We start from the raw sequence: 26,355 nt of genomic DNA, 5'->3' as shown, positions 1-26,355 counted from the left end.
AGCCCGCCGCAGGTGCGGCGGGCTTCTCTGACCGTGGAAACCGCTTCTCCCGAGCCCGCCCCGCAGCCCGCCCGCTCCTGAGCCGGAACATCCCGCTGAGCCGGCACATCCCGCTGAGGCGGACATCGCCGAGACCGGAACTTGAGCAAACCCCGCCCCTGGCTCACGCGCGAAGGCCGACCGGTCCGTGGCAAGATGACGGCATGCTGATCCGAAAGGCCGATGCCGCGTAGGCGTCCGAAGGCTGTCCGCGCCGAGCGATGGCGGCCGCGTAGACATGTTCCGGTGCGACGGATCCCTGGTGTCTCCGCCCTGACCCGCGCTGCCGTCCGGCGCCTGGAAGAGGAGCGGATGGAGCGGGATGCCGTTGCCGAGGCACTGCGTCGCTTCGAGGAGGCGCTCCAGCAGCCGGGTCGCTATCTGAACGCCACCGAGCCACCGGAGCCCGGTCTGGAGGTCGAGGATGCGCGCGACACCTTGGAGGAGGCCCTGCGCCGTCTGCCTTCCGGTGCCCGGCGGGATCTGCGGCGGCTGGTAGGGCGCATGGACGCCGAGTTCGAGCGCCGTACGCTTCCCGACCCCGGCCGGATGCCCCAGTGGACGGCGGGCTGTTGGTGGTGGTGGCGGATCCGGGAACACTGACGGAGCCTGTCGCAGGGCCGACATCGTGCTCGGACGGGAGGCGGTCCTCGTCAGCGGCCTGCCGGAGCACGAACGCCCCCTGCTCAGGGCGCTGCTGGACAGACCGATGACCGATGTCCGGAAAGGCACGGCCCGCGAAACAGGCTGGAGCCCCCGCCCCCGCCCCCGGGGCAGACTGCGGCGCAGCCCGTGACTCCGGCCACTCAGCGCCATGGTTCGAACAGCTGACGCCTCCAACAGGACCATCCCGATGGCGGGCCACCGCGCAACTCGGTGCCGGGCCGACATCCTTCGGCACCGGCTGCCCTGCGCCTGGCCGAGGTCCGGCCGGCACCGCCGTGAGGTGCCGGCGTGCCCGTGACGGCGTACGGTCACCGCTACGACAGCCGGGGAGCGACCGATCCGCCGCGCGACCGCCGGGGCATGGCCGAACAACTGGCCGCCATGGGCCGGAACTCGCCGTGGAGGTCGGGCTCGGTGCGCCTCAGACCCGGGCCGGGTCACGGGTCGCTGCCGCCGTCGCGGCGGAACGGGTACGGCGTTCTGGGCGCCAGGTGGCGACGAGGGCCGCGGCGAGGAGGAGTTCGGCGATGTCACCGCCGTAGTACATGATCTCCGCGCCGCCCTGGACCTCGGGGATGGGCGCGTGGACGTCCACCCAGAACCCGCCGTACATCAGTTGCGCCATGACGGAGTGCGCGGCGATGGCACAGCCGAGGCAGATCAGCCGGCCCCGCACGCCGAGGCGGCGCGGGTCCGGGTCGGGACCGGCGACGGCATGCGCGAACAGGCACCCCGACACCAGGAAGTGCGCGTGCAGCAGCCAGTGCCCGGCCGGGTGGGCAGCGGCGATGTTGAAGAGCGGCGTGAAGTACAGGACCGCGAGGCTGCCCGTGGACAGCAGCAGGGCGACGACCGGGTGAGCGAGAAACCGGGCCGGGCGGCTGTGCAGGAAGGCGGTCAGGCGGCGGGCGCGGGGCGCGGGAAGGGCACGCAGCAGGAGGGTGACCGGGGCACCGAGCACGAGGGCGAGCGGGGCGTACATCCCGATGAGCAGGTGCTGGGCCATGTGCCCGCGGAAGTCGCGGTGGGCCAGGGACGCGACGGGCGGCAGCAACGCCACGGACAACAGGACGAGCCCGGCGAGGAAACCCGCGCCCCGCCATCGGTTCCAGGCCCGTACCGGGTTGCGCCGCCGCGCTCGGCGTGCCAGCAACACGTAGCCGACGGCACAGGCCAGCAGGGCCAGTGCCGGCAGCAGGATCTCCAGCGGACTGCCGCCTGCCGGGTGATGCATGTGCGGTGTGTGCTCGTGCATCAGGCGACGCGTCCTGCTCGCCCGGCGCCCGGAGCCGCGGGATCGACCGGCCGCCCACCGCGCTGGAGCAGCCAGCCGCCCACGAGCAGCAGCGCCCCGAAGAGGAGGAAGCCCATGTCCCACCACACCTGGTGCGGCCCGCCGTGGACGTGGTGGATGCCCAGGATCTGGTGGTCAAGGAGGCCTTCGACGAGGTTGAAGATGCCCCAGCCGGCCAGAATCCAGCCCCACAGGACCCGTGAGGCCCACACCCGGCGTCGCTGGGTTGTCACCCGTGAGTACAGGATCGCCAGGCCGACGAGGACGGCGATCCAGCACACGGTGTGGAAGACGCCGTCCCACACGGTGTTCATCTCCAGCCCGGAGACGGTGTGCGGGTCGTAGTACTTCACACCGATGCGATCGTGGTTGGTGCTGGTGAGCATGTGGTGCCACTGCAGTAGCTGGTGCAGCAGAATGCCGTCGGCGAACCCGCCCAGCCCCACGCCCAGCACGATCCCTGGCAGCTGAAGGCTCGTCGGCACGGTTTCGCCCCTCGTTCCGCTCACGCTGGTTGCCATATCCTCGTCTCCGTCGGCGTCGGCCGTCCCTATGAGGAACTACCAGTTCCACGGCCTCACCGCCGTATCCCCCTCGGCCATATGTCGAACCCGGGCGTGCCCCTCGTCCGGATGCCCCGGCGAAGAAGTCCCCCAGGGAGGACGCGAGCGCCTCGGGAGCCTGTTCGGCCACGTGGTGGCCGGAGCCGATGCCGTGGCCGCGGACGTCGACGGCCCACTGCCGCCAGACCTCGACCGGATCCCCGCACGGATCCTCCAGGTCGTCCGGCAGCGACCACAGGATCAGCGCCGGTCACCCAGTCCGTGCCCCGGCGGTCCGGTCCGTCTCCTCGCGCCGCCGGTCGATGGTCGGGCCGGCCCGGTAGTCCTCCGGTATCGCCCGCACGACCGCGGGGTTCCGGGTGGCCTGCCGCCACTGGTCGTAGTCCTCCTGCCCCATGCTCTGCGGATCGCCGCGATACCAGCTGTCCGGATCTGCGTTGATGACCCGCTCCGGGATGTCCGGCTGGGCGAAGAAGAAGCAGTGCCACCACTACGTGGCGCACTCGGCCGTGATACGGGACAGGTGTTCGCTCAGCGGCAGGCAGTCGATCAGGGTCACCCGGGAGACCACACCGGGATGGTCGGGCGCCAGGCGCAGGGCCACCGAGCCCCCCCCGCGGAGGGCCGCGCGGCAGCACCACCGGTGGAGCCTCCCCGCCGTAGCGGACGAGCCGAGCCGCCCGTGGTTCTCGCGGGGGAGTGGCTCCGCCCGCCAGGGGGTACCCCGTGCGGCGAAGAGAGCACCCGCATCCCGCGGCGCGGGCGGTGCCTCCGGCAGACGCGAAAGGCGGGTGACCATGCCCGGAACCAAGGACGATCCCGCCGACGACGCGGTCGACATCCACTTCATCGGCAATGCGACCGTCCTCCTGCGGTACGGTCCGCTGACCCTGCTCACCGACCCGAACTTCCTGCGACGCGGCCAGTACGCCTACCTCGGCTACGGCCTGGTGAGCCGACGCCTGACCGAGCCGGCCGTCGGTCCGCAGGAGCTGCCCCGCCTCGACGGGATCGTGTTGTCCCATCTGCACGGGGACCACTGGGACCGCCAGGCCCGCCGGCACCTGGACCACGCCGTTCCGGTGCTGACCACACCCCATGCAGCGCGTCGGCTCAGGGTGGTCCACGGCTTCCGCCGGACTGCCGGACTGCACACCTGGCAGGGGCTCACCCTGGCACAGGGCGGGGTGCAGGCCAGGGTCACGGCGCTCCCCGGCCGGCATGCCGGCCACCGGGTGCTGCGAGGTCTCCTGCCTCCGGTGATGGGCAGCATGGTCGAGTTCGGCCCCATCGGGCGTCCTCCTCGACTGCGGCTTTACATCTCGGGCGACACGCTGGTGTACGACGGCCTCGACGAGATCGCCGAACGCTTTCCCACCGCCGACCTGGCCGTCCTGCACCTGGGCGGCACCCGGCTCCCTGGCGGGTTCGTGGTGACCATGGACGGCGTGCAGGGTGCGGAACTCTCCCGGCGCCTCCGGCCCCGCAGCGTCCTGCCCGTGCACTACCACGACTACACGGTGATGCGCTCCCCCCTGTCCGCTTTCCTGGACGAGGCCGACAGGCTCGGACTCGGCGACCGGATCGTCCACTGCGGTCACGGCGGGCGCGCCAGGCTGCCGGCCGCGCCGGGAGCGGTTCCCGTGAACCTGTGACCGGCAAGGCGCTGCACGAGCCGTATGCGGCCGCGGAGGGGGTAGTTTGAACGGCATTGGGGGCCGACGAGCTGTCACGAGGAGTCGCTGATGACCGATGACGCCTATCTGTTTCTCCTGGAGGACCCGGCCACGCCGCTGGGCGTGCCACCGGCCGCCGTGGGTGGACTGTCCTGCATGGAGACGTCCTCGGTGCGTGCGTGGCTGGACGCCCAGGGGGTGTCGGCGACGTCACCGCGCGTGCGGGTGGTGCCTCCGGAAGCCACGGAGGCCATTCCCGAGAACGCGGAGCGGCTGCCGGTTCCGTTGAGCGACGAGGAACTGAGCCGACTGCGTCACCGGACGGCTCCGGAGGCCATCGCCGCGGTCGAGAACGAGTTGCTCGCCTACCGGGACTGCACGGACGGCCGTGACGAACTGCTCGCACGGGCGCTCGCCGCAGGTGTCGCACCGCACCGCATCGCCGAACTCACCGGCGAGGACCTGTCCGCGGTGACAGCCGCCGCCGGGCGCTGAGAGCCCGGTGCCGGCGTAGGACCATGCGAAGGTGGTGCCCTGGTGGAGGCGCTGCGCGTGGGGCCATCCGGCTGCCACCAGCACGGTGAGTCCGGTGCGGACCCGGGCGCGGCATCCGGGGCGGGGCCGCCTGCGAGGGCGAGGTGGCCGGGACCGGGCCGCCGTGGATGAGCGGGAAAGCCCTGGGGGGCGGCCAGGGTCCGGGTCCGGAACGCGTGGGCCCATGCTGGACGCGAGCGGCCGCACCGGGGTCGGCTCCCCAGACGGGGTCCACGGCGCCGGCCAAGGGGATGTGCACGTCGTCGATGTGCGGACGCGGCTGTGGCCCGCTCGCGGAGTGCGGAACCGCCTCGAGTCATCCAGCTCCGTTTCACCATTGGTTACCGGGACCGCCCCCCGCGCTCAGCGGTGACAGGCGGCGGGGCCCGGATGCCAGGGGCGGACCGGATGGTGTGGTGCGAGGGCGTGCCGGCAGGCGGCCGGCATCCGATCAGGTCGACATGGCGGCCGGAAAGGCGCAGGGTTCATCTCATGTCTGATCTCCCCGAGCCGTGGCCGCTCGGCTACCGGAGCCGGTCCGCAACCACGGCCGACGTGCAGGCGGTTCACCGCCTGGTCACCGAGTGCGAGCGCCGATTGCTCGGCCGCGCTGTGACCGGTTTCGAACGCATCGCCGCTGACCTCGGCCTGCCGGACCAGGAACCGAAGCCCGACTCGGTGCTCGTGCGCGACTCCAAGGGGGATCCGGCCGGGTGGGGCTGGATGAAGGGGCGGCGGGCCAGGGTGCATGTCCACCCCGATCACCTGGGGCGGGGCCTTGGCCGTTCGCTCCTGGACTGGGCCGAGGCGCGGGCCCGGCGACTGGGGATCGATCGGCTGTCCCAGTCGGTTCCCGACAGCGATCACATGGCGAACGCGCTCCTGCGGTCCAGCGGGTACTTCCCGCTCGTCACCGAGTGGCTGCTGGAGATCACGATGCCCGTCGAACCGGAGGTGCCCGAGCCGCCGGCGGGCATCACGGTCCGGCCGTTCCGCCCCGGTGACGCGCAAGCGGCGTACCAAGTCACCGAGGACGCCTTCGACGAGTGGCAGCAGCGGCGCAAGACCTACGCGGAGTGGGCCCGCCTCACGGTCGAACGGGCCACGTTCGAACCGGCCGCCTCACCCGTGGCCTTCGCCGGCGGCCAGATGGTCGGTGTGGTGCTGTCCTCGGACGTCCCCGGCAGCGACGAAGGGTACGTCGAGCGGGTCGCGGTACGACGTGACCACCGTGCCCGGGGAATCGCCCGCATGCTGCTGCGGGAGGCCTTCCGTACCTTCTACCACCAGGGGAAGGGGACCTGCACGCTGTGGACGCACACGGGCACCGGCGCGCTGTCGCTCTACGAGCGGATCGGCATGACGGTCCAACGCAGCTCCACGGTCCACAGCAAGGCGCTCACCATCGAACAGCGTCCGCCCGGACCTGCCGGAGACCGCCGGCGTGGGGATCTTTAGGATCTTCGGCATGGCGAAGCGGAAGGTGCACCGGCGGGCACGGAAGATCCTGGGCGAGGAGCCCGTGGCCCTCGTCTGGTGCGGCCTGCCGGGTGACGTTCCCGCACCGCCGAAGGAGGCCCACCGCGCAGCCGGCAGGGACCGTCTGAAACCGGGGCGGCACTGGCTGTATTACGCCGGTCTGACCCTCGCCGGTGCTGTCGTCATCCCCTGGTTCCTGGCCGATCAGCTCCTGAAGGGCATCGACCGGCTGCCGTGGAAGCAGGTCCGCCAGGAGCAGGCCCGCGCACGGTCCGGGCGCGCGGTCGGCACGCGGGGCACGGGCGGTGACCGGCCGAGCGCACGGAAGCCGTCCGACAACGTGTTCGACGGTGACTGGACCCTGACCGCAGGGCAGTTGCTGTTGCGCTGGTACACGCAGTCGCCCAACTCCAGACGCCTGCTCCTCCTGACCCGTGAGCGGATCTGTCTCGCGGCCTCACCGAAGCGGCGCCTCTCGCCCACCAACGCGGACGACTTCGACATCGTCACCGAGTTCACCCGGGGCGAGGCCCGACTTCACCGCGAGCCGGACCGACGACACTTCTCCCTGTGCTTCGCCGACGGGTCCTGGCTCCACCTGGGGCGGCCGGCCGAAGCCGAGGACGCCGAGCGCTTCCTGGACGCGATCAGCGCCTGACACTGCGCCAGGATGCAGGCCGGCCCCCTCGACCGCGCCCAAGGAGGTCGCCCCGCACTTCGGGCAGCGGAACCGGGGCCGCGGGTGCTTCCGGCCACGATCAGAGCCCGGTGTGCCTCACCGCCGGCGTCGATCGCTGCCCAGCGGGCCCGCTGAGGCCACCAGGCTCTCGTACGGCAGGCCGAGACGCGGTACCGGCATGACCGCCTGCTGCCCTTGGGCAGCTCGATCGCGCACTGGCTGCACAGCCGGGCGTTCCTCCGGGCCGTACCTCCAGGGCTGCCCGCCGCACCGGGGTTCGCCGGTCTGCCGGGCGAGTGGGACGTGTGCACGAGGCCCGTGCCCGGCCGAAGCCACCGCCGGTTCCCGGAGTTCGAGCGTTGACCACCCGGACCGGCCCTAGCCGGAGCCATCGCCTCCCGCGCTCGGTGGGTTCTTCGCCGTGGATCCGCCACCCTTGACGTCGACCACGTCACCCACGCGCAGATGCCCGTACAGCCACTTCGCGTCCCCGGGGCCCAGGCCGATCCAGCCGCTCGTCGTGTCATAACGGCCGGGGGCCTCGGCGTCGTGGAACAGGGCGCCGAAGAAGGTGCTACTGCCGTCCTTCCCACGGAGTTCCACCACCCACGGGACGTTGAGGGTGTAATCGCCCTCGAAGCCGACTGCCTCGCCCGAGACCGCCTTGGACTTCTCCCGGGCGGTGACCGTCATCCGCCCGGTCGGGGTGGCGGTGCGTGACCTGCCCGCGGAGACGGGGAGTTCGCGGCCGCCGACGGAGAGCACCCGGCGCGTGAGGTCCACCGTGGCGGAGGGCGCCGCCTGGGTGCTCGGCGTACCGGCGGGGGTCCCGGCAGGGGAGCGGTTGCCGGCGTCGGGGCCGGTGAGGCCGAGCAGCAGAGTGATGCCCAGGGCGGCCGCGCCGGAGACACCGGCGACCGCGGCGACCGTACGACGGCGACGCCGGCGTACGCCCGCGCGGCGGCGGATCTCCATGCCGGGGACGGAAGGCGCGGCCTGCCCGGCCTCGGCCAGTTCGCGCAGTCCCGTGGTGAGGTCATCGGACACGGTCGTCCTCCCTCTCCCTTTCCCCCTCGCCGACGGCCAGTTCGCGTGCCAGCGCCGTCCGGCCGCGGGACAGCCTGGCCTTTACCGTCCCCAGGGGAGCACCGGTCTCGGAGGCTACCTGCTCCACACTCAGGTCGCACAGATGGTGCAGGACCAGGGCCATCCGCTGTGCCTCGGGCAGTTTGCGCAAGGCGGCCACCAGCGCGGCTCGATCCGGATCGGGCCCGGCTGTATGCTCCGGCGGCGGAGTACGCCGCACCACTTCGAGCCACCGCCGCGCCCGCCGCCAGCGGCTGACCGCGAGCCGCATCGCCACGGTCCTTATCCACGCCTCGGGCGCTCCGTCGGCGAGGAATTCCCCACGCCGGTCCCAGGCGCGGATGAACGCCTCCTGCACCACGTCCTGCGCCTCGCCGTGATCCCCCGTGAACGCGTAGAGCTGGCCGGTCAGCCGGGGGAACGCGGCCGCGTAGAACGCGTCGAACTCTTCTTCGGTCATGCCCCCGCCACGTGCCCGCTCATGGCCGTGCCACAAGTCCTCGTGAAATTCCGGGGATCGCGGTGCAACCCGGCAGCCACCCCCGTGCGTACAGGTCCCGTACATCGCACATCGAAGCACACCTTCAGGGGGAACACGATGACCAGCAGAGCCAGGAACCGGCGCCGCGGACTCGCGCGGGCGGGCGCGGCCGGGTGCGCACTGGTGGCCCTCGCAGGCTGCGCACAGACCGCTGGACCGGACGGGGACGACCGGGCCGAGCCGCCCGCGAGGCCCGGTACGACGGCCTCCGCGACGACCGGACCGACGGCTGCGCCGTTGAGGCGGCTGAGCGGCGCGCGCATCAACATCGCCGAAGGCCAAACCGTGGGTGTCGGCATGCCCATATCAGTGACCTTCAGTCATCCCGTACCGAGCGGCCAACGCGCCGACGCGGAGCGCCAGTTGAAGGTCGACACGGACGTCGAGGGCTCCTGGAGCTGGGTCAAGGACCGCAACCTGCTCGACGGCCAGCGCATCGACTTCCGGCCCCGCACGTACTGGAAGCCGGGCACGAGGGTCACCGTGCACGCCGGCTCCGGCACCACCCGGCACTTCACGGTCGGCCGCTCCCTCATCGCCACGGTGGACGTGCGAACCCACACCATGAGGATCGTCCGCGACGGCGCGACGCGCACCGTACCCATCACCGCGGGCGCTCCCGGCATGGACACCTGGAACGGCACGATGGTCGTCTCAGACAAGGCCACCAAGGTCTTCATGGACTCGCAGACCGTCGGCTACGGCGACGCCTACGCGGGCTATTACCACTACGCCGTGCATCTCACCGCCTCGGGCACCTACCTGCACCAGAATCCCAAGGCGGACACGTTCGCCGGCCGTGCGAACGTCACCCACGGCTGCGTTGGCCTCGCCACGGACGGCACGGCGAAGCACTTCTACGAAGAGGTCATCCCCGGTGACGTGGTGAAGGTGGTCGGTTCCAAGGAGACGGTCGCGCCGGGCAACGGCTACGGCGACTGGAACGTCGACTGGGCCCGGTGGCGGGCCGGCAGCGCCCTCACCTGACCGGTCGGCCGGCGGGGGAGAGGGGCGGACGCGTCCTCACGACTCTCACGATCCCCGTCTTCGGACGCCATCCGCTGCTCGTCGCCGGCCAGGGCCCGGACGGCCCAGGTCGCCACCCGTGGCCGCTGCCACCTCGGCCTCGCGCTCGGCCGTGGCCGGCATCGCGGTCGTCAGCGCGTCGGGGCCGAGGACAGCGCCTGGGTGAAATGGGTGACCGGACGCTCAAGGCGTTCGCCGTCCACCGTGATGTCGACCGCCTCGTTGAAGAAGGCGAGCAGCCCCTTGACAGCGGCCACCGCGGGCAGCGGATCGGGGTAGCTCCACACGATGTTCGGCGGGACGTCCGCCTCACCGCCCCAGGACCAGTACTCGGCGGTGCCCTTGTAGGGGCAGCGGGTGTGGTGGTCGCTGGCAGTGAACAGGTCGAGGCGGACGTCCCCGCGGGGCAGGTAGTGGCGGCTGGGCAGGCCCGTCTCGAAGAGGAGGACCGGGTGGTGGGTGTCGGCGACGACCGTCCCGTCGATCTCGACCCGGACATGCCGGCTGCTGGGGAGGGCGTCGACCCGTTTGTGCGGGTCACGCGGGTGGACGAAGATCTCCTCTTCCTCCTCGTACCAGTGGTCGAGGCCCTTGCCCGTGCGCCGGAACCACTCGAAGGCGATGTGGCCGGCCAGGTCGGCGGCGGGGAACGTCCAGGCCGCGTTCTCCAGCAGCTCGCCGTCGACCTCGAGGTCGTAGAAGACCGTCGACCCGGTATGGCTACCGGTGGGCGGGCTCTGCGCGGGGTGCAGCAGGTCCTCGCGGACCTCCTCGCGCGGGAAGGCATACAGCGGCACCGGGACGCCCGGCTCCCACACGAGGACGGGATGACGGCTGTCGACGACCGTGACCTCGCCCTTACGGCCGCGCACCCAGCGTTCGCTGGGCTCCCAGAGGAGGCCTTCCGGGGTGCCGCGAAGAGACTGCGCGGTGCTCAGTGTGCTCATGTCCGGTTCTCCCTCTCCCTCGGTCAGGAGGCGACTTCGGCGACGTACGGACGTCCCTCGCGCCCCCACCCCGAGCTGGTCCGTGCGCCCGAACACCCTCACACCTCAGATACTCCTCGACGTTCCACCGGCCCGCTCCCACACCGACAGGTGCCCGACACCGATCCCGGCTGTCACGGCCGCTCGGCATGGTCGCTCGGGTGAGGCGCGGGCGGTGCTCCGCGTGAGCCGCGCGACCGGGTTCCGAGCCGACCGGGTTCTGGGCCGACCGTTCGGAGTGTTTCCCGCTCGGTGACGGCCGCCCGTCTGGGCTCGGTCGAGCCGGACGAACAGGAGCCGAACGGCCGACGGCCGGCTCCACCCCCGTTCGACCGGATGAGAGACGCGCCCCGGCTGCCGGCCGTGGCGCGCTGAGCCGGACCGCGTGCCGACCGCTGTGTGGGGGCGTAGCGTCCCGGTATGAGCGGGGCCGGGTGTGTCCTGCCGCGGTCATGGCGCGCGGCGCGGGCAGAGGACTCGTGTGACGGTGCTGGGAGTCGCCCCTGCCAGGCTGGAGGTGTCGCGTGACCGGAGCGGGTGATTCGGCCACGGACGCGGACGCGCGGGACGCCGCGTTCACGGAGACGATGCGCCGGACGGGCGCGTCCATCGGTGCTCTGTACCTGCTCGCACCCGATGAGCAGCAGTTGCTGCTGGACGTGATGTGCGGGGCACCGGCCGACTTCGCGGCGCCGTGGGCGACGATTCCGCTGGCCACTCCGGCGCCGGTGACAGAAGCCGTACGTGAGGACCGCATGGTGTGGGTCGGCAGCCAGGAGGAGCTGGCCCGCGCCTATCCGCGTACCGCGATGGCGCTGCCGTACCCGTTGACGCTGGTCGCCGCACCGGTCACCGGCGTCCGGCGGTGGGGAGCCCTGCTGCTGATGTGGCCGGCCACCCGCCCGCCGTACATGACCCAGCGGGAGCGGGGGAACATCGCGGTCAGTTGCGGACAGCTGGCCAGGCTGCTCGAGGAAGCCGTGGAAAACGGAACGTTCCCTGCCCCCGGAGACCAGCCGCGCGTACTCCCCGCGGGAACGGGTCGCCGCTCCGCGGGCCCGGCGATGGCCGCCGCCGACTTCATCGAGCGGTTGCCCGGCGGCAGCTGCGCGCTGGACCTCGAGGGGCGCTTCTCCTACCTGAGCGCGGGTGCCTGCGAGCTGCTGGGCCGAGACGCCGGTGAGCTGCTGGGCACCATGCCGTGGCAGTCCCTGCGCTGGCTCGACGACCCGATCTACGAGGACCGCTATCGGGCCGCGGTGATCAGCCGTGAGTCCGTCGCGTTCACGGTGTGCCGCCCGCCGGACCACTGGCTGGACTTCCATATGTACCCGGACGCCAGCGGTATCAGCGTCCGGATCGTCCTCAGCGGAGCGCAGGACCCGCCCACACCGGCCTCCCGGCACACCAACCGCTCCGCCGCACCGTCCCGCGCGGGCCGGATCTACCAGCTCACGCACCTGGCCGCCGCGTTGACCGAGGTCGTCAGCGTCCAGGACGTCATCGATCTGGTCGCCGACCAGATCATGCCGGCCTTCGGGGCGCAGGCCCTGGTCCTGTCCAGCGCCGAGGCCGGTCGCCTGCGGATCACCGGGTGTCGCGGTTACGACCCCCACACCATCGAGCGTCTCGACGGCCTGTCCCTCGACACCGCCTTCACCCCGGCCGGGCAGGTCCTCAGCACCGGCATCCCGGCCTTCTTCGCTGACCGGGAGGAGATGCGGCGCATATACCCCGAGGCCTCGCTGATCAGCGGCAAGCAAGCCTGGGCCTTCCTGCCGCTGATCGTCTCCGGCCGTCCCGTCGGCTGCTGCATCCTGTCCTACGACCGCCCCCACGCCTTCCCGGCCGAGGACCGTGCCGTCATGACCTCGCTCGCCGGCCTCATCGCCCACGCCCTCGACCGCGCCCGCCTGTACGACACCAAACACGACCTCGCACACAGCCTGCAGCAGGCGCTGCTCCCACGTGCCCTGCCCACGGTCACCGGCCTGCGGGTCGCCGCCCGCTATCTGCCCGCCACCCGGGGCATGGACATCGGAGGAGACTTCTACGACCTCATCCCGCTCGGCGACACCGTCGTCGCGGCCGTCATCGGCGACGTCCAGGGCCACGACGCGGCCGCCGCCGCTCTCATGGGGCAGGTCCGTACCGCCGTCCACGCCCACTCAGCCCTGGGTACGGCCCCGGACCAGGTGCTCTCCGGGACCAACCGGCTCCTCATCGATCTCGGCACCGACCTGTTCACCAGCTGCCTCTACGCCCGCATCGACCTCGCCGCCCGCCGGGTGATCCTGGCCAGCGCCGGCCACCCACCGCCGATCATGCGTCTGCCCGACCGCGACACCGGACCCCTCGATGTGCCGCCCGGACCGCTCCTGGGCATCGACCCCCACGCCGTCTTTCCCGTGACCGAGATTCCGCTCACCCCCGGATCCATGCTCACCTTCTACACCGATGGGCTCATCGAAACACCGGGAGTCGACCTCGACGACTCCATCGCCGACCTCGCGGACCATCTCGCCCACGCCGACGACCAGGACCTGGACGCGCTCATCGACACCCTCGTGGGAAAGGCGGGTCCGGGCGGTCAGCGCACCGACGACATCGCATTGCTCGTACTGCACCACGCGGCGCGCCTCTGACAGCGGTTCTTGTACCGATGTCGCCCGGCTACCGGTCGTTCCGGCCGGGGCGCTCTCGTTCTTGGGGAGCCGTCCCTTCCGCCGGTTCCCCACCGTGGCGTTCCGAGCCCTGGGACGGCTGCTTCTTCTCGGACGGTGCGTGGTCTTCTTCGAGGTGCTTGCGCACCTCCTCCGGCTTGTCGCCCACCTGCTCCATGGCTTGCCTCCACTTCGGCAGGTCCCGGTGACGCTCTTCGGCCCGATGACCTCTACGACCTTGCGAAGACGAGGCAGCGGACCAGAGACGCCGACCGGATTCCGCTGTCCAGCCTACGTCGGCAGGCCGGCTGCCGAAGACCGGCGCCGCGGACTGGCCCCCGGGGCCTACGTAGCCACCGCTGAGCTCTGTCCGCGCCGCGACGCGACATCACCTGTGCGCACCGTTCGATGCAGGCGGGCGTCTCGGTCGAGCTCGCACCAGTGGCCCGGCAACTTCCACGGATCGCACGCGATCTCTCCCCGGGGGTGTCGCGACGGCAGATCGCCGAACTCGGCGCCGCCCTGCGCCGTGCCCTGGCCGACTGACTCGGTCGCGGCCGGCCTGGTCGGCCGGGCCGGCCACCGGAGCTCCACACCCCGAGTGTCCGGGGCACGTGCTCCAGGAAGAGCACCAGGCTGAAGGAGCACCTCCCGATGGCCTCCAGCCGATCGCGCACGGCAGGCGATCCCTCCCAGTGCGCGACGGCCCCTTCGACGCCTCCGAACGCGTCGGCGAAGTCGGCAGGAGGATGATCCGGCAGGACCCGCCAGCGGTACAGCGCACCGGCGCAGGGCTCGGGCATGGGTGGCTGAAGGGCAGAGATGGAGGTCGAGGGGACACCGGTGTTCGTCAAGCGGGTCCCGCCGGCCGCCACCACGGCGCCGAGCCTGCGGTCGCTGAACAGGGAGAGCTTGCATCCGACGGCTGTGCGGGTCCCACGCTCGAATAGCCCCTCACGCGGGGGCGTTGCCGGGGTCTAACCGCCGATGCGCAGGTTCCCGTACTTGTCGCGGGCTTGGCCACCCGAGCAACTGCCGTGTGAAATAGGTCCGTTGGGACGGGGGCGGTGGACCCGTGGCCCGGCAGACATCGACCGGCCGCCGGAATGTGGCTGGGCCCTGACTGGCTCGTGTCTCACAATCAGCTTCCCCGCTGCGTGGCCAACGGCCTTGCCCGGCTCGCCTCGTCCGGTACGGTCGCCGGATTGTTATCACAGCTGGGAGCCCATCAGGTTCGCGTGGGGCCTCCCCGGCGGTTCCCAGGCTGAGAGCAGGTTTCCATATGGCATGTCGTATCAGTGAGCTGGTCCCGAGCCAGGTGACGCAGCGGTTCGCCCCCGCCGGGCCTGCCCGGTAGCGGGCCTTGTGGCGCGGCGAGGGCGGTCGTTTTTCCGCTGTTCCTTCCTACGGCCTTCAGCCCACCACGATCACCACGACGCCACTGTTGAGGACGCCGCTGCGGTAGAAGTCTCCACGGTCGCCTCGGTTGCCGAAGCCGTCGCAGTGGTCGTACCACGAGCCACCGTGATAGAAGCAGCCGTTGTTGGTGGGCGTGTTCGCCGGGGTGGCTGCCGAGGCCGTACCTGCTAGGCCGACGGCCGCGCCACCGGCCATGAGAACGCCGACCGCAGACACTGCGAAGAGACGCCTCACGCGTTGACCTTTCATGGGCCTACCTTCTTTCCACCCCTCGTAGCGCGGTTCCGGAACGAGGAGCATGGCCGGGGCCGCAGTGGGAAGAACGGCCACGGATGTTGCCGCGTCGGGGACGAGACGTACGGCTCGCGGTCGCGGGCTGCCGGACCCGATGAGCAGGGCCCTCGCCTGCGGCGGCGGGCGTACCCCCCGGATCGCGGCCCTTCCCTCACACGCTAGCCGCCCTTCGACCACCCAGCATCTCGGGCCGCGAGACGGAAGCCCGAGCCTTGCGGCGCGAGTGGTGCGTGTGGGCATGCGAACACGAGATGAGGGATGCCTGCTCTCCGCGCCGCGTTGCGCTGGCCTCGAACACCGGCCCGGGGAAGTCGCAGCGTGGGGTGTGATCGGTACCCATCCGAACGCTCTCTGTACGGCGTAGGTGCACGTTTGCGTACGCCATTGGTACGGTAAAATGGGACACGTCCGAACACTGGACGTGCGGACCTCGTCTCAGCTCCCTGCTAGTCTCTGCGGGTTCCAGTGACTCAGGGGGAAGTCCGTGCTCATGTCGGTTGCCGCGGAGTGGCTGTGGCTGTTGGCTATCGCAGCTCTCGTGATCCACTGCTCCGCCATGGCGAAATGGATACCCATCCAGAAGTTCTGGACGGTGTACCCCTTCATCTGGGTGCTGTGCGGTATGGGAGCGGTGGCGTTCGGATCGTCGCGCGGCTTCCCTCTGGCACACATGCTCGTCCTGTGCTCGTTCGCGCTCATCGGGCTGACGATCGGGATGTATCCGACTCGCAAGCTGTTCGCGACGTGGGCGCACGAGATCAACACGGGAGTGACGCGCGAGCGGTATGACTACCCGCGCTCACATCTCGCATTCTGTGGGGCCTCCGTGCTCGTCATGCTGGCCGTCGCGGTCCTGCTGTGCCACTGACGTGGGACCGTCCTGGCGCCCGACAAGCTGAGGGCATACCAGCGGTCGGCGCACAGGCTCGCCGGCCGGCCGTAGGGACTGGCCGCTAGAGTCACCTTCGATGGCGGCACCAGTGCTTCAGGCGATCGAGGCGGACGGGACCACCTGGGACGACCCGTCCGAGGAGCAACCACACGACCTGCTGGCAAACATGAACCTCACCTGGCGGTTCGTCATCGTGAAGCGGCTCGATCCGGAACCTGCCGACCAGGCAGCCCTACATTCATCTCTACTCGGCCTGGGCGGCGTGATCCGGGCGGTTGGCCGGTCGCTGCCCATGAGCCGCTCGCGGTGCCGGTGGGTGGGGGATGGAGCAACGCGGTTCGAACCGCCTCTCCGTGCCGGGCCGTGTGGATGAGGGAGGCGGGCAACGGGGGCGCAAGAGGTACGTCTGCCCTTGCTTGCATGGAAGAAACACGCCATTTATGTGCTTGTAGAGCTGAAGTAAGGGCATTCGGTGGCCAGGAGGTTGATAACAATGGTTCCCCTGCTACTGGTTCTTCTTCTGGCTCTGATCCTCTTCGGTGCGGGCTTCGCGCTGAAGGCACTGTGGTGGATCGCGGTGATCGTTCTCGTCGTGTGGCTGCTGGGCTTCGTGGTCCGACCCGCAGGCAGCGGCGGCCGCAAGGGCCGCTGGTACCGCTGGTAGGCGCACGCGTTCGCCGGCACGCGGCACATATCCCTCGTGCTGGTTTCAAGCAGGGCCCGGCCAAGGATGGCCGGGCCCTGCTCGTGTGAAGGCCAACGCGAAGAGGCTTCACCGAGGGTGATCAGGGAGAGAACGGGCGTATCGGACGCGTCGAGGGGTAGCCGAGCAGAACACCGGCCCCCGCAGGACCAGCAGTGGAACCCTGCACCTCCTATTCCTCCGGGGGCCGGCCCTCCTGAGGGGCGGTTACCGGGGCGACGCCGCGGTCGGCTGAACGGTCGGCGCTAGCTCTCGTCCACGTCTGGGAACACATCCCGGTAGAGCTCGAACAGCCGCAGAGGCGGTGCCGCACCATCCGCTGCCCCGCCTTCGCGGAGTCGTCGCCAGCATGCGGCGCTGATCGCGCGGGAGCGGACTCCGGGCCAGGGCTGGGGGAGTAGTTCGGGCGGCAGGAGCGGGTCGGGTTCCATGGCGCGGGTGAACTCGGCCGCCAGGATCACCGTCATGGTCAGCCGGTCCGCCGATGACGCGTTGCCGTCCAGGCCGGCGAGGTAGCTGGTGGCCAGCTCGGTGAGGCGGAGATGACGGTCGGCGATCCGCTGAAGTGGCCACAGTGCGGCTGCCAGTGCGGGTGGGTCCGTGAGGGTGCCGACGCGCAGGTCGCGGCTGGTGAGAAAGGTGACGCAGTCCAGGACGTCCAGGCGACGGGCCTGGTGCTCGACGAGTTCGCCGACGTTGTTGGCGGTGACGTACAACCCGCCCTGTACGGGTGCGGCGCCCAGGTGGAGGAGGGAGTCCCGCAGGGTGTCACGTGCCGACCGGTGTGCTTCGGGGATGGCGAAGGCGAACAGGTGCCAGGTACCGTCCCACGGAGCCTGGCCGGCGTCCTGCCGGTAGGCATAGCGGACGTAGTGTGCGTCGAGCGTGAGTGATTCGGTCACCTCGGCGGCGGCCCGCAAGGTGGCCTTGCGGCCGCGGCCGTCCTGGACGAAGCCGCCTTCGGATACCAGCCGTTTCACGCACAGCCTCACCTGCTGGTCGGACATCCCCAGCACTCCCGCCACGGTGTAGAGTTCGCCGGCGTCGACGGTGCCGTCCTCGCGGACGAGAGCGTGCACGAGCAGACGGGTGGAGATCTCGGGCCGCTGCGCGGTGGTTTCGTGGTTCATCGCGTGCCGTCTCCGCCCTCTCGGTCCGCCGCCCGTACTCGGCGGTGCATGGTGGTCACCGCTGAGAACCCCATCAGAGAGCGAAGATACGGGACGCGCTCGGTGCGCACCGCGGTGAAGCCGTGCCGGCTGTACAGCGCGCGGGCCCGGGGGTTGGTGTCGATGACGTCGAGCCGTATCCGATGGCAGCCGTGCTCGGCGGCCAGGGCGCAGACCTCATGCAGCAGGGCGCTGCCGACGCCTGAGCCCCGGTGCGCGGCGTCCACGGCGATGCCGTCCATCACGAGCTCACTCTCGGCGGCCCTGCGCTCGAACAAGGAGAGAACGGCCAGCCGCGGCAGGCCCCGCAGCAGGCCGTACGAGGCCAGGACGTCCCCCGCTCCACCGCCGGTGAGTGAGCGCCCGGCCAGTTGGTAGCCGGCCACGCCCACCACATGGCCCTCCCGGACGGCGACGATCCCGCGGTCGTGGTGGAGATGAGCGGCGATGAACGCCCGCCCGGCTTCCGGGGGATTCAGCGCGGGGCCCAGTTTTCGCCCGAACGCCTCCCAGTACAGGGCCGCGACCCGTTCTTTCGCGCCCGGCGGGATGCCTCGCCGTACGGCCATCCCTTCTTCCCCGGTGTCTTCCGTCGATGGACCCATGCGTGCCCCCTTCGTGCCCGGGTGGCCGGTGAGCCACCCCCTTGCGCTATCGAGCATATAACGTTCATTCTCGTAACGAGCGTATTGGCTTCGATAGTTTGGAGTGAGTGAGGATGCCGACAGGAAAACGGGCGGCCGGCGGGCGCTGGAGGCGCGGGCTGGCGTGGGCGGCGGCAGCGACCCTGCTGGCGGCCGGGTCCCTCGGTGGCGTCGTGCTGTGGCAGAACAGCTACGCGCTGCGGGAGGAGAGAGTGACCCTCCGTCAGGCCGGGCATCGGCTCGATGGGGTGCTCGCCCGGCCCGAGCACGGCAGGGGCCCCTTCGGGCTGGTCGTCTTCGTCCACGGCGACGGCCCGATCGACGCCACGCACGACACGTTCTACCGGCCGATGTGGGAGGGCTTCGCCAGGGCCGGATACGCGTCGTTGTCGTTCAGCAAGCCCGGCATCGGCCGTTCGGAGGGCAACTGGCTGCACCAGAGCATGGACGACCGCGCCGCGGAGACGCAGGCCGCGATCGCCTGGGCCCGCCACCGGCCCGACATCGACCGCGATCGGATCGGGCTGTGGGGTGCGAGCCAGGCCGGCTGGGTCCTGCCGAAGGTCGCCGCACGCGAGCGGAATCTGCGCTTCGTCATAGCCGTCTCACCGGCCGTCAACTGGCTACGGCAGGGCGAGTTCAACCTCCTTGCCGACCTCCAGGACCGTCACGCGTCCCCGGCTGATCGAGCCGAGGCGCTGCGCCGCAGGCGGGTGGTGCTGCGGCTGCTCGAACGCGGGGCGTCCTACGAGGAATATCGAGCCGCCACGGGCGGACACGACCAGGACATGACGGCCGACCGGTGGCGGTTCGTGTCCCGTAACTACACCTCGGACGCAACGGCCGACCTGCGTGCCGTGCCGAGCGGTACGGCCGTACTGCTCGTGCTGGCCGGGCACGATCGCAACGTCGACGCGGCCGAGACCGAGACGGTCTACCGGCGCCTGCTTCCCGCCGGGTCCCTGAGTGTGCGCCACTATCCGGACGCGAACCACTCCCTGGTCCGGACCGCGCTGGGCTCGGGGCTGCGGCTGACCCTGACGGCTGCCTTCGCGCCCCGCTCGCTGTCCGCCTCCGGATTCCTCGACGACCAGCGAGTCTTCCTGCAACGCCGTAACACGGACACGGAGGCGCCGAAGTGACGTGGGCATCGGAGGCAAGCCCGGCACCAGCCCTGCGGCCGCCGGCCCGGCTGGAGAACGCCGACGCGCTGCGCGGCTTCGCGCTACTGGGCATCCTCATGGTCAACATCACCTACATGGCCTCCGCCTATCACGGCACCGGCGTGGAGGACCCCGGCTTCGGCGGCCCGCTCGACCAGGCGGCGCGCTGGGTGGTGACCGTGCTGTTCGAAGCCAAGTTCTTCCTGCTCTTCTCCTTCCTGTTCGGTTACGGCTTCACCCTCCAGCTGGCCTCGGCCGAGCGCGCCGGCAGCTCCTTCACGCCACGGTTCCTGCGCCGCCTCACGGGGCTCTTCACCCTCGGCGTCCTGCACGCCGTGGTGCTCTTTCCGGGAGACATCCTCACCACCTACGCCCTCCTCGGGCTGCTCCTCCTGGCGCTGCACCGCATACGCCTCCGCACCGCCGTCCGCCTCGCAGTCACCTTGCTCGCCCTCACCGCGACCGCCTACCTGCTGCTCGCCTGCGGCTTACAGCTGTCCGGCGGCTCGGGTATCGACCAGGCCGCGGCGAGCGCCCACGCGGAAGCCGAGACGGCCGCTCTGCGTGCGGACGGGGCCTCCGTGCTCTCCGCCCACCTACGGCAACTGCCGCAGGTCGCGGTCCTACTGGTGTTCTTCCAGGCTCCCGCCGCACTCGCCGCCTTCCTCCTCGGACTCGCCACCGGCCGCGCGCGGGTTCTGGCCGACATCGGCGCACACCCGCGTGTGCTGCGCCGACTGCAATGCGTAGGTTTCACGGCGGGGCTGGCCGGTGGCGTGATGTACGCCCACGCGAGCCTGCTGCACCCGGGCGGGGCCTATCAGGTCCTGGCCCTCGGCGTCGACGTCATCACCGCACCGTTGCTCGCCGCCGGCTACGCGGCCACCGTCCTGCGCCTGGCCCACGGACGGCACCGTCGGCGCGTCACGCTGGTGTTCGCCCCCGCGGGCCGGATGACGCTGACGAACTACCTGACCCAGTCCCTGGTCTGTGCCCTGCTGTTCACCGGCTACGGCACGGCACTGGTGGGCCGGGTTCCGCCTCCGGTGATCGCGGTGATCGCCCTGGCACTGTTCGCGCTACAGGCGGCGGCCTCTCGGTTCTGGCTCGCCCGCCACCGCTACGGACCCGTCGAGTGGCTGCTGCGCGCGTGGACCGATCTGTCGCCGCCACGCCGGAAGGATCTCCCCACCGCGCAGGGCCCAACAGACCGGGCCAGGACGCATTCATGAACCTCGGGCATCTCGCCGCAGGGGCGCCGCAGGCGGAGGACATCGTCCGCCGCTGAAACCGGGTTGTGTCCGTGCCGGTCGCTGTGTGTAGAGTGGTGGCACCGACGCGGGGTGGAGCAGCTCGGTAGCTCGCTGGGCTCATAACCCAGAGGTCGCAGGTTCAAATCCTGTCCCCGCTACGAGACGAAGGGTCCGGCCACGGCCGGGCCCTTCGACGTTCCCGGCCGCCCGGGCTCCGTCCGCGGCTGCCGCATGTCATCGAGGACCTGATCGGCGGGCGGATGGACTGACGCACCCGCGTCGCCTACGACCACCAGCACGGATGAGCGGCGGGCTGCCCGGCGTAGACCTGTCCCGCGCAGCGTTGCGGGCGAACAGCAGGGCGTCGCGTGACCGATCAGGGAGTGAATACCTCATCCAGGCGGTCGATGGCTCCATCGTCGCCGAGGTGGTACCTGAAGACCAGCCCGCTGTCGGGATGCGCTTCCAGCCAGTCGAGGAAGTCCTGTACCCCGATGTGCTGGTTCTCTGTGCTCTCCACGACGGGGTCGGTAGCGGTGACGTACGCGGCCTGATCCATGGGCAGGTATGTCTCCTTGCCCACGGTGACGAACGGCGCGCCGTCGGAATCGGCAGGAGCACAACCCCAGTTGCCGTGCTTGACGATCAGGTTCAGGGAGCCGCCCTCGGGGGTGTAGCGGTAGACCGCGATCTCGTCGGGCGAGATGGGCATCTTGTGGTCGCACCCACTCGTGCCGTCCGCGGTACTCGAGGTGGTCGGCTTGGCGGGTGCCGGGGCGGCGGTGGCGGCTGAAGAGGCCGACGCCGATGGTGGTTCGGCGTCGTTCGCAGACGTCGTGGGCGTTCCGGCGGGCTTGGCCCCGGCCGTGGTGGCACCCGCTCCCGCTCCGCTGGAACCCGGCTTGGTCGTCGCGGTCCGGCCGGTGGCCGGGGATGCCGTGGCGTCGCCGCCTCCATTGCAGGCCGTGAGCGTCAGCGCCAGGACGACGGTGGCGGACGCGCTCGCCACGGCCGCATGGAGAGCGGCGCTGGGTCTGTGACGGGTGGTCTTCCTGATTGTTGCCACAGGGGGTCCCCTCAGTTGTGTGCGGCCCGTGCGGGGCCGGTGTCTGTCGCAGAGACGGATGATTTCACGCCAGGTGCGGTTGCAGCGGATGTCGGGTCGTTGCCGAGTCGTGATGGTCCCGCGGAGGGCTCCCCGATTCAGCCGCCGGTGAGGGTTGGCGTCTCCGGCTTCCCCCGCACCAGCACGCCAGTTGCCGACCACCTCCTTTAGGCGCATCCATGTCCCGAGAGGCGCCGTACGCCGTGGTTCGGAAGCCCGGGGCGCGCACCAGGATCAGCAGTGTGTGGAACGGCTCGCCCTCCACGGTTGCTGGCATATCGCGGCCGGCTCGGCCGCGCCGAGCCGAAGCGGACAGGCTGCACTGGTGTGCGTTGCATGCCGAGGGCCAGCTGACCACTCAGCGCCGTAAGTTGAGCGAATCGCAACCCCGATTGGCCCCGCCCTGCCCATTGACTCCACGCCACCAGGTTGGTTGAGTGGCTCATCCACTGAGCCACTTGGAGGGAACGGCGTGGAGGCACTGCCCCGCGAGACCATCGTCGATGTCCTGGAGAGCCGTCTGCGCGAGGACATCCTCACCGGGCGCCATCCGGCGGGCAGTTACCTGCCGCCCGAACGCACGCTCGCCGACGGCTACGGCGTCACCCGCACCACCCTCAAGCACGCTTTCGGGCGTCTCATGCAGGCCGGACTGCTGGAGACCCGCCATGGCGTCGGCACCCGCGTACGGGACTACCTGCGCCTGGGCGGCGCCGACCTGCTGCCCATGCTCGTACGGCACAGCCCCGACTGGATCGGTGAGGTCTTCGAAGTACGGCGGAGCATCGGAGCGTTGATCGCCGAACGCGCGGCGGCCCGGGCGACCGACCGGCAGCGCGCCGAGTTGCGCTCGCTGCTGACGGCCGTGGGGGATGCGGCGGACGCCGATGCCGTACAGCTCGCGGACATCGAGGTGCACCGGGCCCTGGCCCGCGCCACCGGCAACCGTGTCTACGTTCTGCTGACCAACACCCTCTTCAACGCCTACCTGCCGGTGCGCGCCGTACTCAGGGGACCGTTCACGGACGCCCTGGCGGCCCGGGGGCGTTTGGAGCCGGTGGTCGACGCGGTGCAGGCCGGTGACGAGACAGGCGCCCGGCGGGCGGCCGAGGAGTATCTGACCGCGACGGAACGGATCATGCTGGAGGGCCTCGCATGAGCGTGACGACCACCTCACCCACGGTCCCGATCAGTGGCTTGCCCGTTCGCGGCACCGTCTTCAGCGAGACGATGCTCGGCACCCTGCGGCTCGACGACGAGGTCCGCACCCGCCGGGTCCGCCTGGATCTGACCGTCTCGGCAGACCGCCTCCTGCGGTTGCTCGGCACGACCGAGGCCCGGGCCACCGGCCGGATACGGATCACCGGCTGGGATGACGACCCCCACGTCGAGGGCGAATTGGAGATCTCTCCGCTCGCGCGACGCCGTATCCGCTACCGCGTCAGGTTCACCGCGGACGGCCGCCGGCTCACCCTCGACGGCTGGAAGTCCGTCACGCCGCGCAGGCCCGTTGCCTCGATGACCGTACTGCCGTACACCCTCCGCGAGGACGGTGCGCGGATCGGCACCGGCACCCTTCACTTTCCGCTCGGCACGCACCTGCTGCCTTTCCTCGCCGGTTTCCGCTTCCCGCGACGGGAGGATCCCGCCGCGTTCCTCGCTTCCCGCTGGCGGGGTGAGCCGGGCCGTGCCGAGGTCTGGTACACCACCGTCACCGACCCGGACACCGGCAGCGGACTGTGGCTGCACCACGAACTGACCGCCCCGGCCGACGGATCCGAGCCGTACGCGCACGGCTGGGCCGTGGTGTTTCCCCATGACGGCCCCGTGCGGCACGCCCGCTTCGGCCCCGCCCGATGGACTCCGAGCGAGCCCGGCTTCAGCGCCGACGGGGTCACGGTCCGCCCCGGACGCCTGACCGGAACGGCGGGGGGCGGTGCCCTGCACTGGGACCTCGCCGAACGACCCGTGGACGGGCCGCTGTTCACCTTCCCCCGCTGGGCCTGGCGCCGTCCACTGCTGCCGGCCGCCCAGATGCTCCCCGCCGCGCGGTCCCTCTACGAGGGCACCTTCACCCACGACGGCAGGACCCTGACGTTCACCGGGGCCCCGGGCGCGTCGGCCCGGATCTACGGTCACGGCAACGCCCACCGTTGGTCCTGGCTGCACGCCGACCTCGGCGGCGGTGACGTCCTGGAGATCGTCGCCGCCGTCTCCACACGCCCGGGTCTGCGCAGACTGCCCCCCCTGGTCTTCCTCCGGCTGCGTCGCCACGGCCGCGGCTGGCCCCGCCGCGCCGAGCGCCCGGCCGTCGGCTGGGCCGGAGCGGGGCGCTTCCACGCCGACATCGACCTGCCCACCTGGGCGGTCACCGGCCGCAGCGGCCTGCGCCGGATACGGGTCGAGGTCACCCAGCCCACGGACCGCACCCTCGTCCTCGACTACACCGACCCCGACGGCCGACACGCGACCTGCCGTAACAGCGAACGCGCCGACGTACACGTCCTGCTGGAGCGGTGGTGGTTCGGCGGCTGGCGCACGGAGGAGGAGTGGACGCTCGACGGCACGGCCCACGCGGAGGTGGGCACGCGATGAGCCTCACCGGCCTCGTGGCCGCCCTCATCGCCGACGACGGCACCACCGACTGGCACCGCCACGTCCCCGCCCGACTCGAGAAGGTCCTGTCCACCATGCCGCTCGCCGCCCGGGCAGGCATCCGGATGGCGGCCCACGGAGTGAACGCGTACGCCATGGCCCGTACCGGACGCACACTGACCGCTCTCGCCCCGCGCGAACGGCAGTCCGTACTGGCCGAACTGGCCGCACGCCCCGCACTCATCCCGCTCCTGGACGTGCTCAAGGTGCCGGTCCTGCTGTCCGCCGGCACAGAACGGATGCTGCACCATGGCCCCGCACCACACGGCCTCACGCGCGAGGACCCACCGCTCGACCTGACACCCGCCCACGCCTGGCCCGCTCGCTCGACCGCCGACGCCGTGGTCATCGGCTCGGGCGCGGGCGGGGCGATGGCCGCCAAGACCCTGGCCCGTGCCGGGCTCGACGTCGTGGTACTCGAAGAGGGACAGCACCACTCCACCGAGTCGTTCGGCCGGCGCCCGCCCCTCGACCGGTTCACCGACCTGTACCGGGACGGCGGAGCGAGCGTCGCCGTCGGCAACCCCCCACTGCTCCTGCCGGTGGGCCGAGCCGTCGGCGGCACGACGGTCGTCAACTCCGGCACCTGCTACCGCACTCCGGACCACGTGATCGACCACTGGAGCGACCGCTTCGGACTCGCGCTCGCCGAAGGCTTCGACCATCACCTGGACGAGGTGGAACGCATTCTGCGCGTGGCCGCCCAACCCCTCGACGTCCTCGGCGCCAACGGCCGTATCGCGCTCACTGGCGCCCGCGAGCTCGGCTGGCGGGCCGCGCCCCTGCGCCGCAACGCGCCCGGCTGCAAAGGATCCTGCCAGTGCGTGGTCGGCTGCCCGACGGGCGCCAAACAGAGCGTGCAGCTCTCCGTACTGCCCGACGCCTGCTCCGCCGGCGCCCGTATCGTCACCGAAGCCCGGGTCGAACGCATCCTCGTCGACACGGACCGCCCCGGAGGACCACGCGCCGCAGGGGTGCGGGTACCACGGGACGGGGACGGCGGGTTCGAGATCCTCGCGCCGCTGGTCGTCGTCGCGGCGGGCGCACTGCAGTCCCCATCCCTCCTGCGCCGCTCCGGCCTCGGCAGGCACCCTCGCCTCGGCCGCAACCTCAGCGTCCACCCGGCGACGAGCGTCGCCGGGCGCTTCGCCGAACCGGTCACGGCCTGGGAGGGCGTGCTGCAGAGTGTCGGCGTGGAGCAACACCACGAGGCGGGGATCCTCATCGAGGCCACCGCCACCCCGCCCGGCATGGGCTCCTTCATCCTCCCCGGACTCGGCGCCGAACTGCGCCACGAACTGGAGAACGCCGACCGGCTCGCCACACTCGGCGCGATGATCGCCGACCGCCCCTCGGGCCGTGTCGTGGGCCGTTCCCGCACGCTGCCGCAGTACCGGCTGCACCCCCGGGACGCAGACCGTCTGATGCGGGCGGTCCGCGCCATGGGCCAGTTGCTGTTCGCCTCCGGCGCCGAGGAAGTACTCACCGGCATCCCCCGTGCGCCCCGCGTCCGCAGCCTCGCGGAACTGGACGCCGTCCTCGCGTGCACCAGCGCCCGACAACTCCACCTGTCCGCCTACCACCCCACCGGGACGGTCGCCGCGGGAGCAGACCCCCGGCATTTCCCGACCGATCCGCTGGGACGTCTGCGCGGAGTACACGGCGTACTGGTCGCCGACGCCTCGGTACTCCCCAGCTGCCCACAGGTGAACCCTCAGCTGACCATCATGGCGGCGGCCCTGGCGATCACGGAGGCGTATCTTCACGCTTGATCATTCTGGCCCCCGCAGGGCGACGACCATCGCTTGAAGGACGAATCCGGCACG

Annotated in this window: 25 protein-coding genes, 1 tRNA gene and 2 pseudogenes; 16 read left to right on the top strand and 12 right to left on the bottom strand. The window is 71.1% G+C overall.

Annotation, left to right across the window (positions count from 1 at the left end; translation table 11 throughout):
- The first annotated feature begins 285 nt into the window (after positions 1–285).
- Positions 286–642: a hypothetical protein gene (locus tag ABZ079_RS23850; RefSeq protein ID WP_356941466.1), complete on the top strand. Its 357-nt coding sequence runs from the start codon at positions 286–288 to the stop codon at positions 640–642.
- A 484-nt stretch (positions 643–1,126) separates the two neighbouring features.
- Here ABZ079_RS23850 and ABZ079_RS23845 read toward each other — a convergent pair whose 3' ends face one another.
- The 3 genes and pseudogenes from ABZ079_RS23845 to ABZ079_RS23835 form a co-directional block, all read right to left on the bottom strand.
- Positions 1,127–1,939, bottom strand: coding sequence for a cytochrome c oxidase assembly protein (locus ABZ079_RS23845; protein ID WP_356941465.1), 813 nt, complete (start codon positions 1,937–1,939; stop codon positions 1,127–1,129).
- A 20-nt stretch (positions 1,940–1,959) separates the two neighbouring features.
- Positions 1,960–2,520, bottom strand: coding sequence for a DUF2243 domain-containing protein (locus tag ABZ079_RS23840; RefSeq protein WP_356941464.1), 561 nt, complete (start codon positions 2,518–2,520; stop codon positions 1,960–1,962).
- Between the two features lie 118 nt (positions 2,521–2,638).
- Positions 2,639–3,175: pseudogene (locus ABZ079_RS23835) on the bottom strand (alpha/beta hydrolase); the annotation flags it as partial.
- Between the two features lie 184 nt (positions 3,176–3,359).
- Here ABZ079_RS23835 and ABZ079_RS23830 point away from each other — a divergent pair.
- The 4 genes from ABZ079_RS23830 to ABZ079_RS23815 all read left to right on the top strand — a co-directional run bounded on the left by ABZ079_RS23830 (position 3,360) and on the right by ABZ079_RS23815 (position 6,909).
- Positions 3,360–4,217: an MBL fold metallo-hydrolase gene (locus tag ABZ079_RS23830; protein ID WP_356941463.1), complete on the top strand. Its 858-nt coding sequence runs from the start codon at positions 3,360–3,362 to the stop codon at positions 4,215–4,217.
- A 90-nt stretch (positions 4,218–4,307) separates the two neighbouring features.
- The gene (locus ABZ079_RS23825; RefSeq protein WP_356941462.1) at positions 4,308–4,733 is read left to right on the top strand and encodes a DUF6003 family protein; all 426 of its coding nucleotides are present in this window, start codon (positions 4,308–4,310) and stop codon (positions 4,731–4,733) included.
- Between the two features lie 531 nt (positions 4,734–5,264).
- Entirely contained in the window at positions 5,265–6,230 is a 966-nt protein-coding gene (locus tag ABZ079_RS23820) for a GNAT family N-acetyltransferase (protein WP_356941461.1), read from the top strand.
- 10 nt (positions 6,231–6,240) lie between these two features.
- Entirely contained in the window at positions 6,241–6,909 is a 669-nt protein-coding gene (locus ABZ079_RS23815) for a hypothetical protein (protein ID WP_356941460.1), read from the top strand.
- A gap of 399 nt (positions 6,910–7,308) precedes the next feature.
- Here the strand turns inward: ABZ079_RS23815 and ABZ079_RS23810 are convergent, their stop codons facing one another.
- On the bottom strand, positions 7,309–7,977 hold the full coding sequence (locus ABZ079_RS23810; RefSeq protein ID WP_356941459.1) for a L,D-transpeptidase: 669 nt from the start codon (positions 7,975–7,977) through the stop codon (positions 7,309–7,311).
- Positions 7,967–8,476: a SigE family RNA polymerase sigma factor gene (locus tag ABZ079_RS23805; protein WP_356941458.1), complete on the bottom strand. Its 510-nt coding sequence runs from the start codon at positions 8,474–8,476 to the stop codon at positions 7,967–7,969. Before ABZ079_RS23805 ends, ABZ079_RS23810 begins: the two co-directional genes overlap by 11 nt.
- Positions 8,477–8,614: 138 nt before the next feature.
- Here ABZ079_RS23805 and ABZ079_RS23800 point away from each other — a divergent pair, with 138 nt between their 5' ends.
- Positions 8,615–9,544, top strand: coding sequence for an Ig-like domain-containing protein (locus tag ABZ079_RS23800; protein ID WP_356941457.1), 930 nt, complete (start codon positions 8,615–8,617; stop codon positions 9,542–9,544).
- Between the two features lie 170 nt (positions 9,545–9,714).
- Here ABZ079_RS23800 and ABZ079_RS23795 read toward each other — a convergent pair whose 3' ends face one another.
- Positions 9,715–10,530, bottom strand: a complete 816-nt coding sequence (locus ABZ079_RS23795) for a DUF427 domain-containing protein (RefSeq protein ID WP_356941456.1) — start codon at positions 10,528–10,530, stop codon at positions 9,715–9,717.
- A 563-nt stretch (positions 10,531–11,093) separates the two neighbouring features.
- Here ABZ079_RS23795 and ABZ079_RS23790 point away from each other — a divergent pair.
- Positions 11,094–13,214, top strand: coding sequence for a SpoIIE family protein phosphatase (locus tag ABZ079_RS23790; protein WP_356941455.1), 2,121 nt, complete (start codon positions 11,094–11,096; stop codon positions 13,212–13,214).
- 28 nt (positions 13,215–13,242) lie between these two features.
- On the opposite strand, the gene ABZ079_RS23785 is transcribed toward ABZ079_RS23790, so the two are convergent.
- Positions 13,243–13,410: a hypothetical protein gene (locus ABZ079_RS23785; protein ID WP_356941454.1), complete on the bottom strand. Its 168-nt coding sequence runs from the start codon at positions 13,408–13,410 to the stop codon at positions 13,243–13,245.
- 230 nt (positions 13,411–13,640) lie between these two features.
- Here ABZ079_RS23785 and ABZ079_RS23780 point away from each other — a divergent pair, with 230 nt between their 5' ends.
- Complete coding sequence (locus tag ABZ079_RS23780; RefSeq protein ID WP_356941583.1) at positions 13,641–13,778, top strand: hypothetical protein; 138 nt, start codon at positions 13,641–13,643, stop codon at positions 13,776–13,778.
- A gap of 53 nt (positions 13,779–13,831) precedes the next feature.
- On the opposite strand, the pseudogene ABZ079_RS23775 reads toward ABZ079_RS23780, so the two are convergent.
- Positions 13,832–14,011 (bottom strand): annotated as a pseudogene (locus ABZ079_RS23775) (hypothetical protein); the annotation flags it as partial.
- 634 nt (positions 14,012–14,645) lie between these two features.
- A complete protein-coding gene (locus ABZ079_RS23770) occupies positions 14,646–14,885 on the bottom strand; it encodes a hypothetical protein (RefSeq protein ID WP_356941453.1) in 240 nt (79 codons plus the stop codon).
- Between the two features lie 550 nt (positions 14,886–15,435).
- Here ABZ079_RS23770 and ABZ079_RS23765 point away from each other — a divergent pair.
- Entirely contained in the window at positions 15,436–15,813 is a 378-nt protein-coding gene (locus ABZ079_RS23765; protein ID WP_356941452.1) for a hypothetical protein, read from the top strand.
- A gap of 517 nt (positions 15,814–16,330) precedes the next feature.
- Complete coding sequence (locus ABZ079_RS23760; RefSeq protein WP_199209256.1) at positions 16,331–16,501, top strand: hydrophobic protein; 171 nt, start codon at positions 16,331–16,333, stop codon at positions 16,499–16,501.
- A 284-nt stretch (positions 16,502–16,785) separates the two neighbouring features.
- Here ABZ079_RS23760 and ABZ079_RS23755 read toward each other — a convergent pair whose 3' ends face one another.
- Positions 16,786–17,670 (bottom strand): PaaX family transcriptional regulator C-terminal domain-containing protein, encoded by an 885-nt coding sequence (locus tag ABZ079_RS23755; RefSeq protein ID WP_356941451.1) that lies wholly within the window; start codon positions 17,668–17,670, stop codon positions 16,786–16,788.
- Positions 17,667–18,278 (bottom strand): GNAT family N-acetyltransferase, encoded by a 612-nt coding sequence (locus tag ABZ079_RS23750; protein ID WP_356941450.1) that lies wholly within the window; start codon positions 18,276–18,278, stop codon positions 17,667–17,669. The genes ABZ079_RS23755 and ABZ079_RS23750 overlap by 4 nt, the downstream gene beginning before the upstream one ends.
- Before the next feature lie 149 nt (positions 18,279–18,427).
- On the opposite strand from ABZ079_RS23750, the gene ABZ079_RS23745 reads away from it, so the two are divergent.
- From ABZ079_RS23745 to ABZ079_RS23735, 3 genes are all read left to right on the top strand, one after another.
- Positions 18,428–19,495: a CocE/NonD family hydrolase gene (locus tag ABZ079_RS23745; RefSeq protein ID WP_356941449.1), complete on the top strand. Its 1,068-nt coding sequence runs from the start codon at positions 18,428–18,430 to the stop codon at positions 19,493–19,495.
- On the top strand, positions 19,492–20,748 hold the full coding sequence (locus ABZ079_RS23740) for a DUF418 domain-containing protein (RefSeq protein WP_356941448.1): 1,257 nt from the start codon (positions 19,492–19,494) through the stop codon (positions 20,746–20,748). Before ABZ079_RS23745 ends, ABZ079_RS23740 begins: the two co-directional genes overlap by 4 nt.
- Positions 20,749–20,853: 105 nt before the next feature.
- A tRNA-Met gene (locus ABZ079_RS23735) sits at positions 20,854–20,927 on the top strand.
- Between the two features lie 218 nt (positions 20,928–21,145).
- Here ABZ079_RS23735 and ABZ079_RS23730 read toward each other — a convergent pair.
- Positions 21,146–21,778 (bottom strand): hypothetical protein, encoded by a 633-nt coding sequence (locus ABZ079_RS23730; protein ID WP_356941447.1) that lies wholly within the window; start codon positions 21,776–21,778, stop codon positions 21,146–21,148.
- 568 nt (positions 21,779–22,346) lie between these two features.
- Between ABZ079_RS23730 and ABZ079_RS23725 the strand changes: the two genes are divergently transcribed.
- The 3 genes from ABZ079_RS23725 to ABZ079_RS23715 are packed head-to-tail and all read left to right on the top strand — an operon-like array spanning position 22,347 to position 26,301.
- Positions 22,347–23,033, top strand: a complete 687-nt coding sequence (locus tag ABZ079_RS23725) for an FCD domain-containing protein (protein ID WP_356941446.1) — start codon at positions 22,347–22,349, stop codon at positions 23,031–23,033.
- The gene (locus tag ABZ079_RS23720; protein WP_356941445.1) at positions 23,030–24,469 is read left to right on the top strand and encodes a hypothetical protein; all 1,440 of its coding nucleotides are present in this window, start codon (positions 23,030–23,032) and stop codon (positions 24,467–24,469) included. The genes ABZ079_RS23725 and ABZ079_RS23720 overlap by 4 nt, the downstream gene beginning before the upstream one ends.
- On the top strand, positions 24,466–26,301 hold the full coding sequence (locus ABZ079_RS23715) for a GMC family oxidoreductase (RefSeq protein WP_356941444.1): 1,836 nt from the start codon (positions 24,466–24,468) through the stop codon (positions 26,299–26,301). The genes ABZ079_RS23720 and ABZ079_RS23715 overlap by 4 nt, the downstream gene beginning before the upstream one ends.
- Positions 26,302–26,355: the final 54 nt, after the last annotated feature.

Source organism: Streptomyces sp. NPDC006314 (assembly GCF_040613075.1).
Taxonomy (GTDB): domain Bacteria; phylum Actinomycetota; class Actinomycetes; order Streptomycetales; family Streptomycetaceae; genus Streptomyces.
This window is presented reverse-complemented; position numbering and strand designations above follow the sequence as displayed.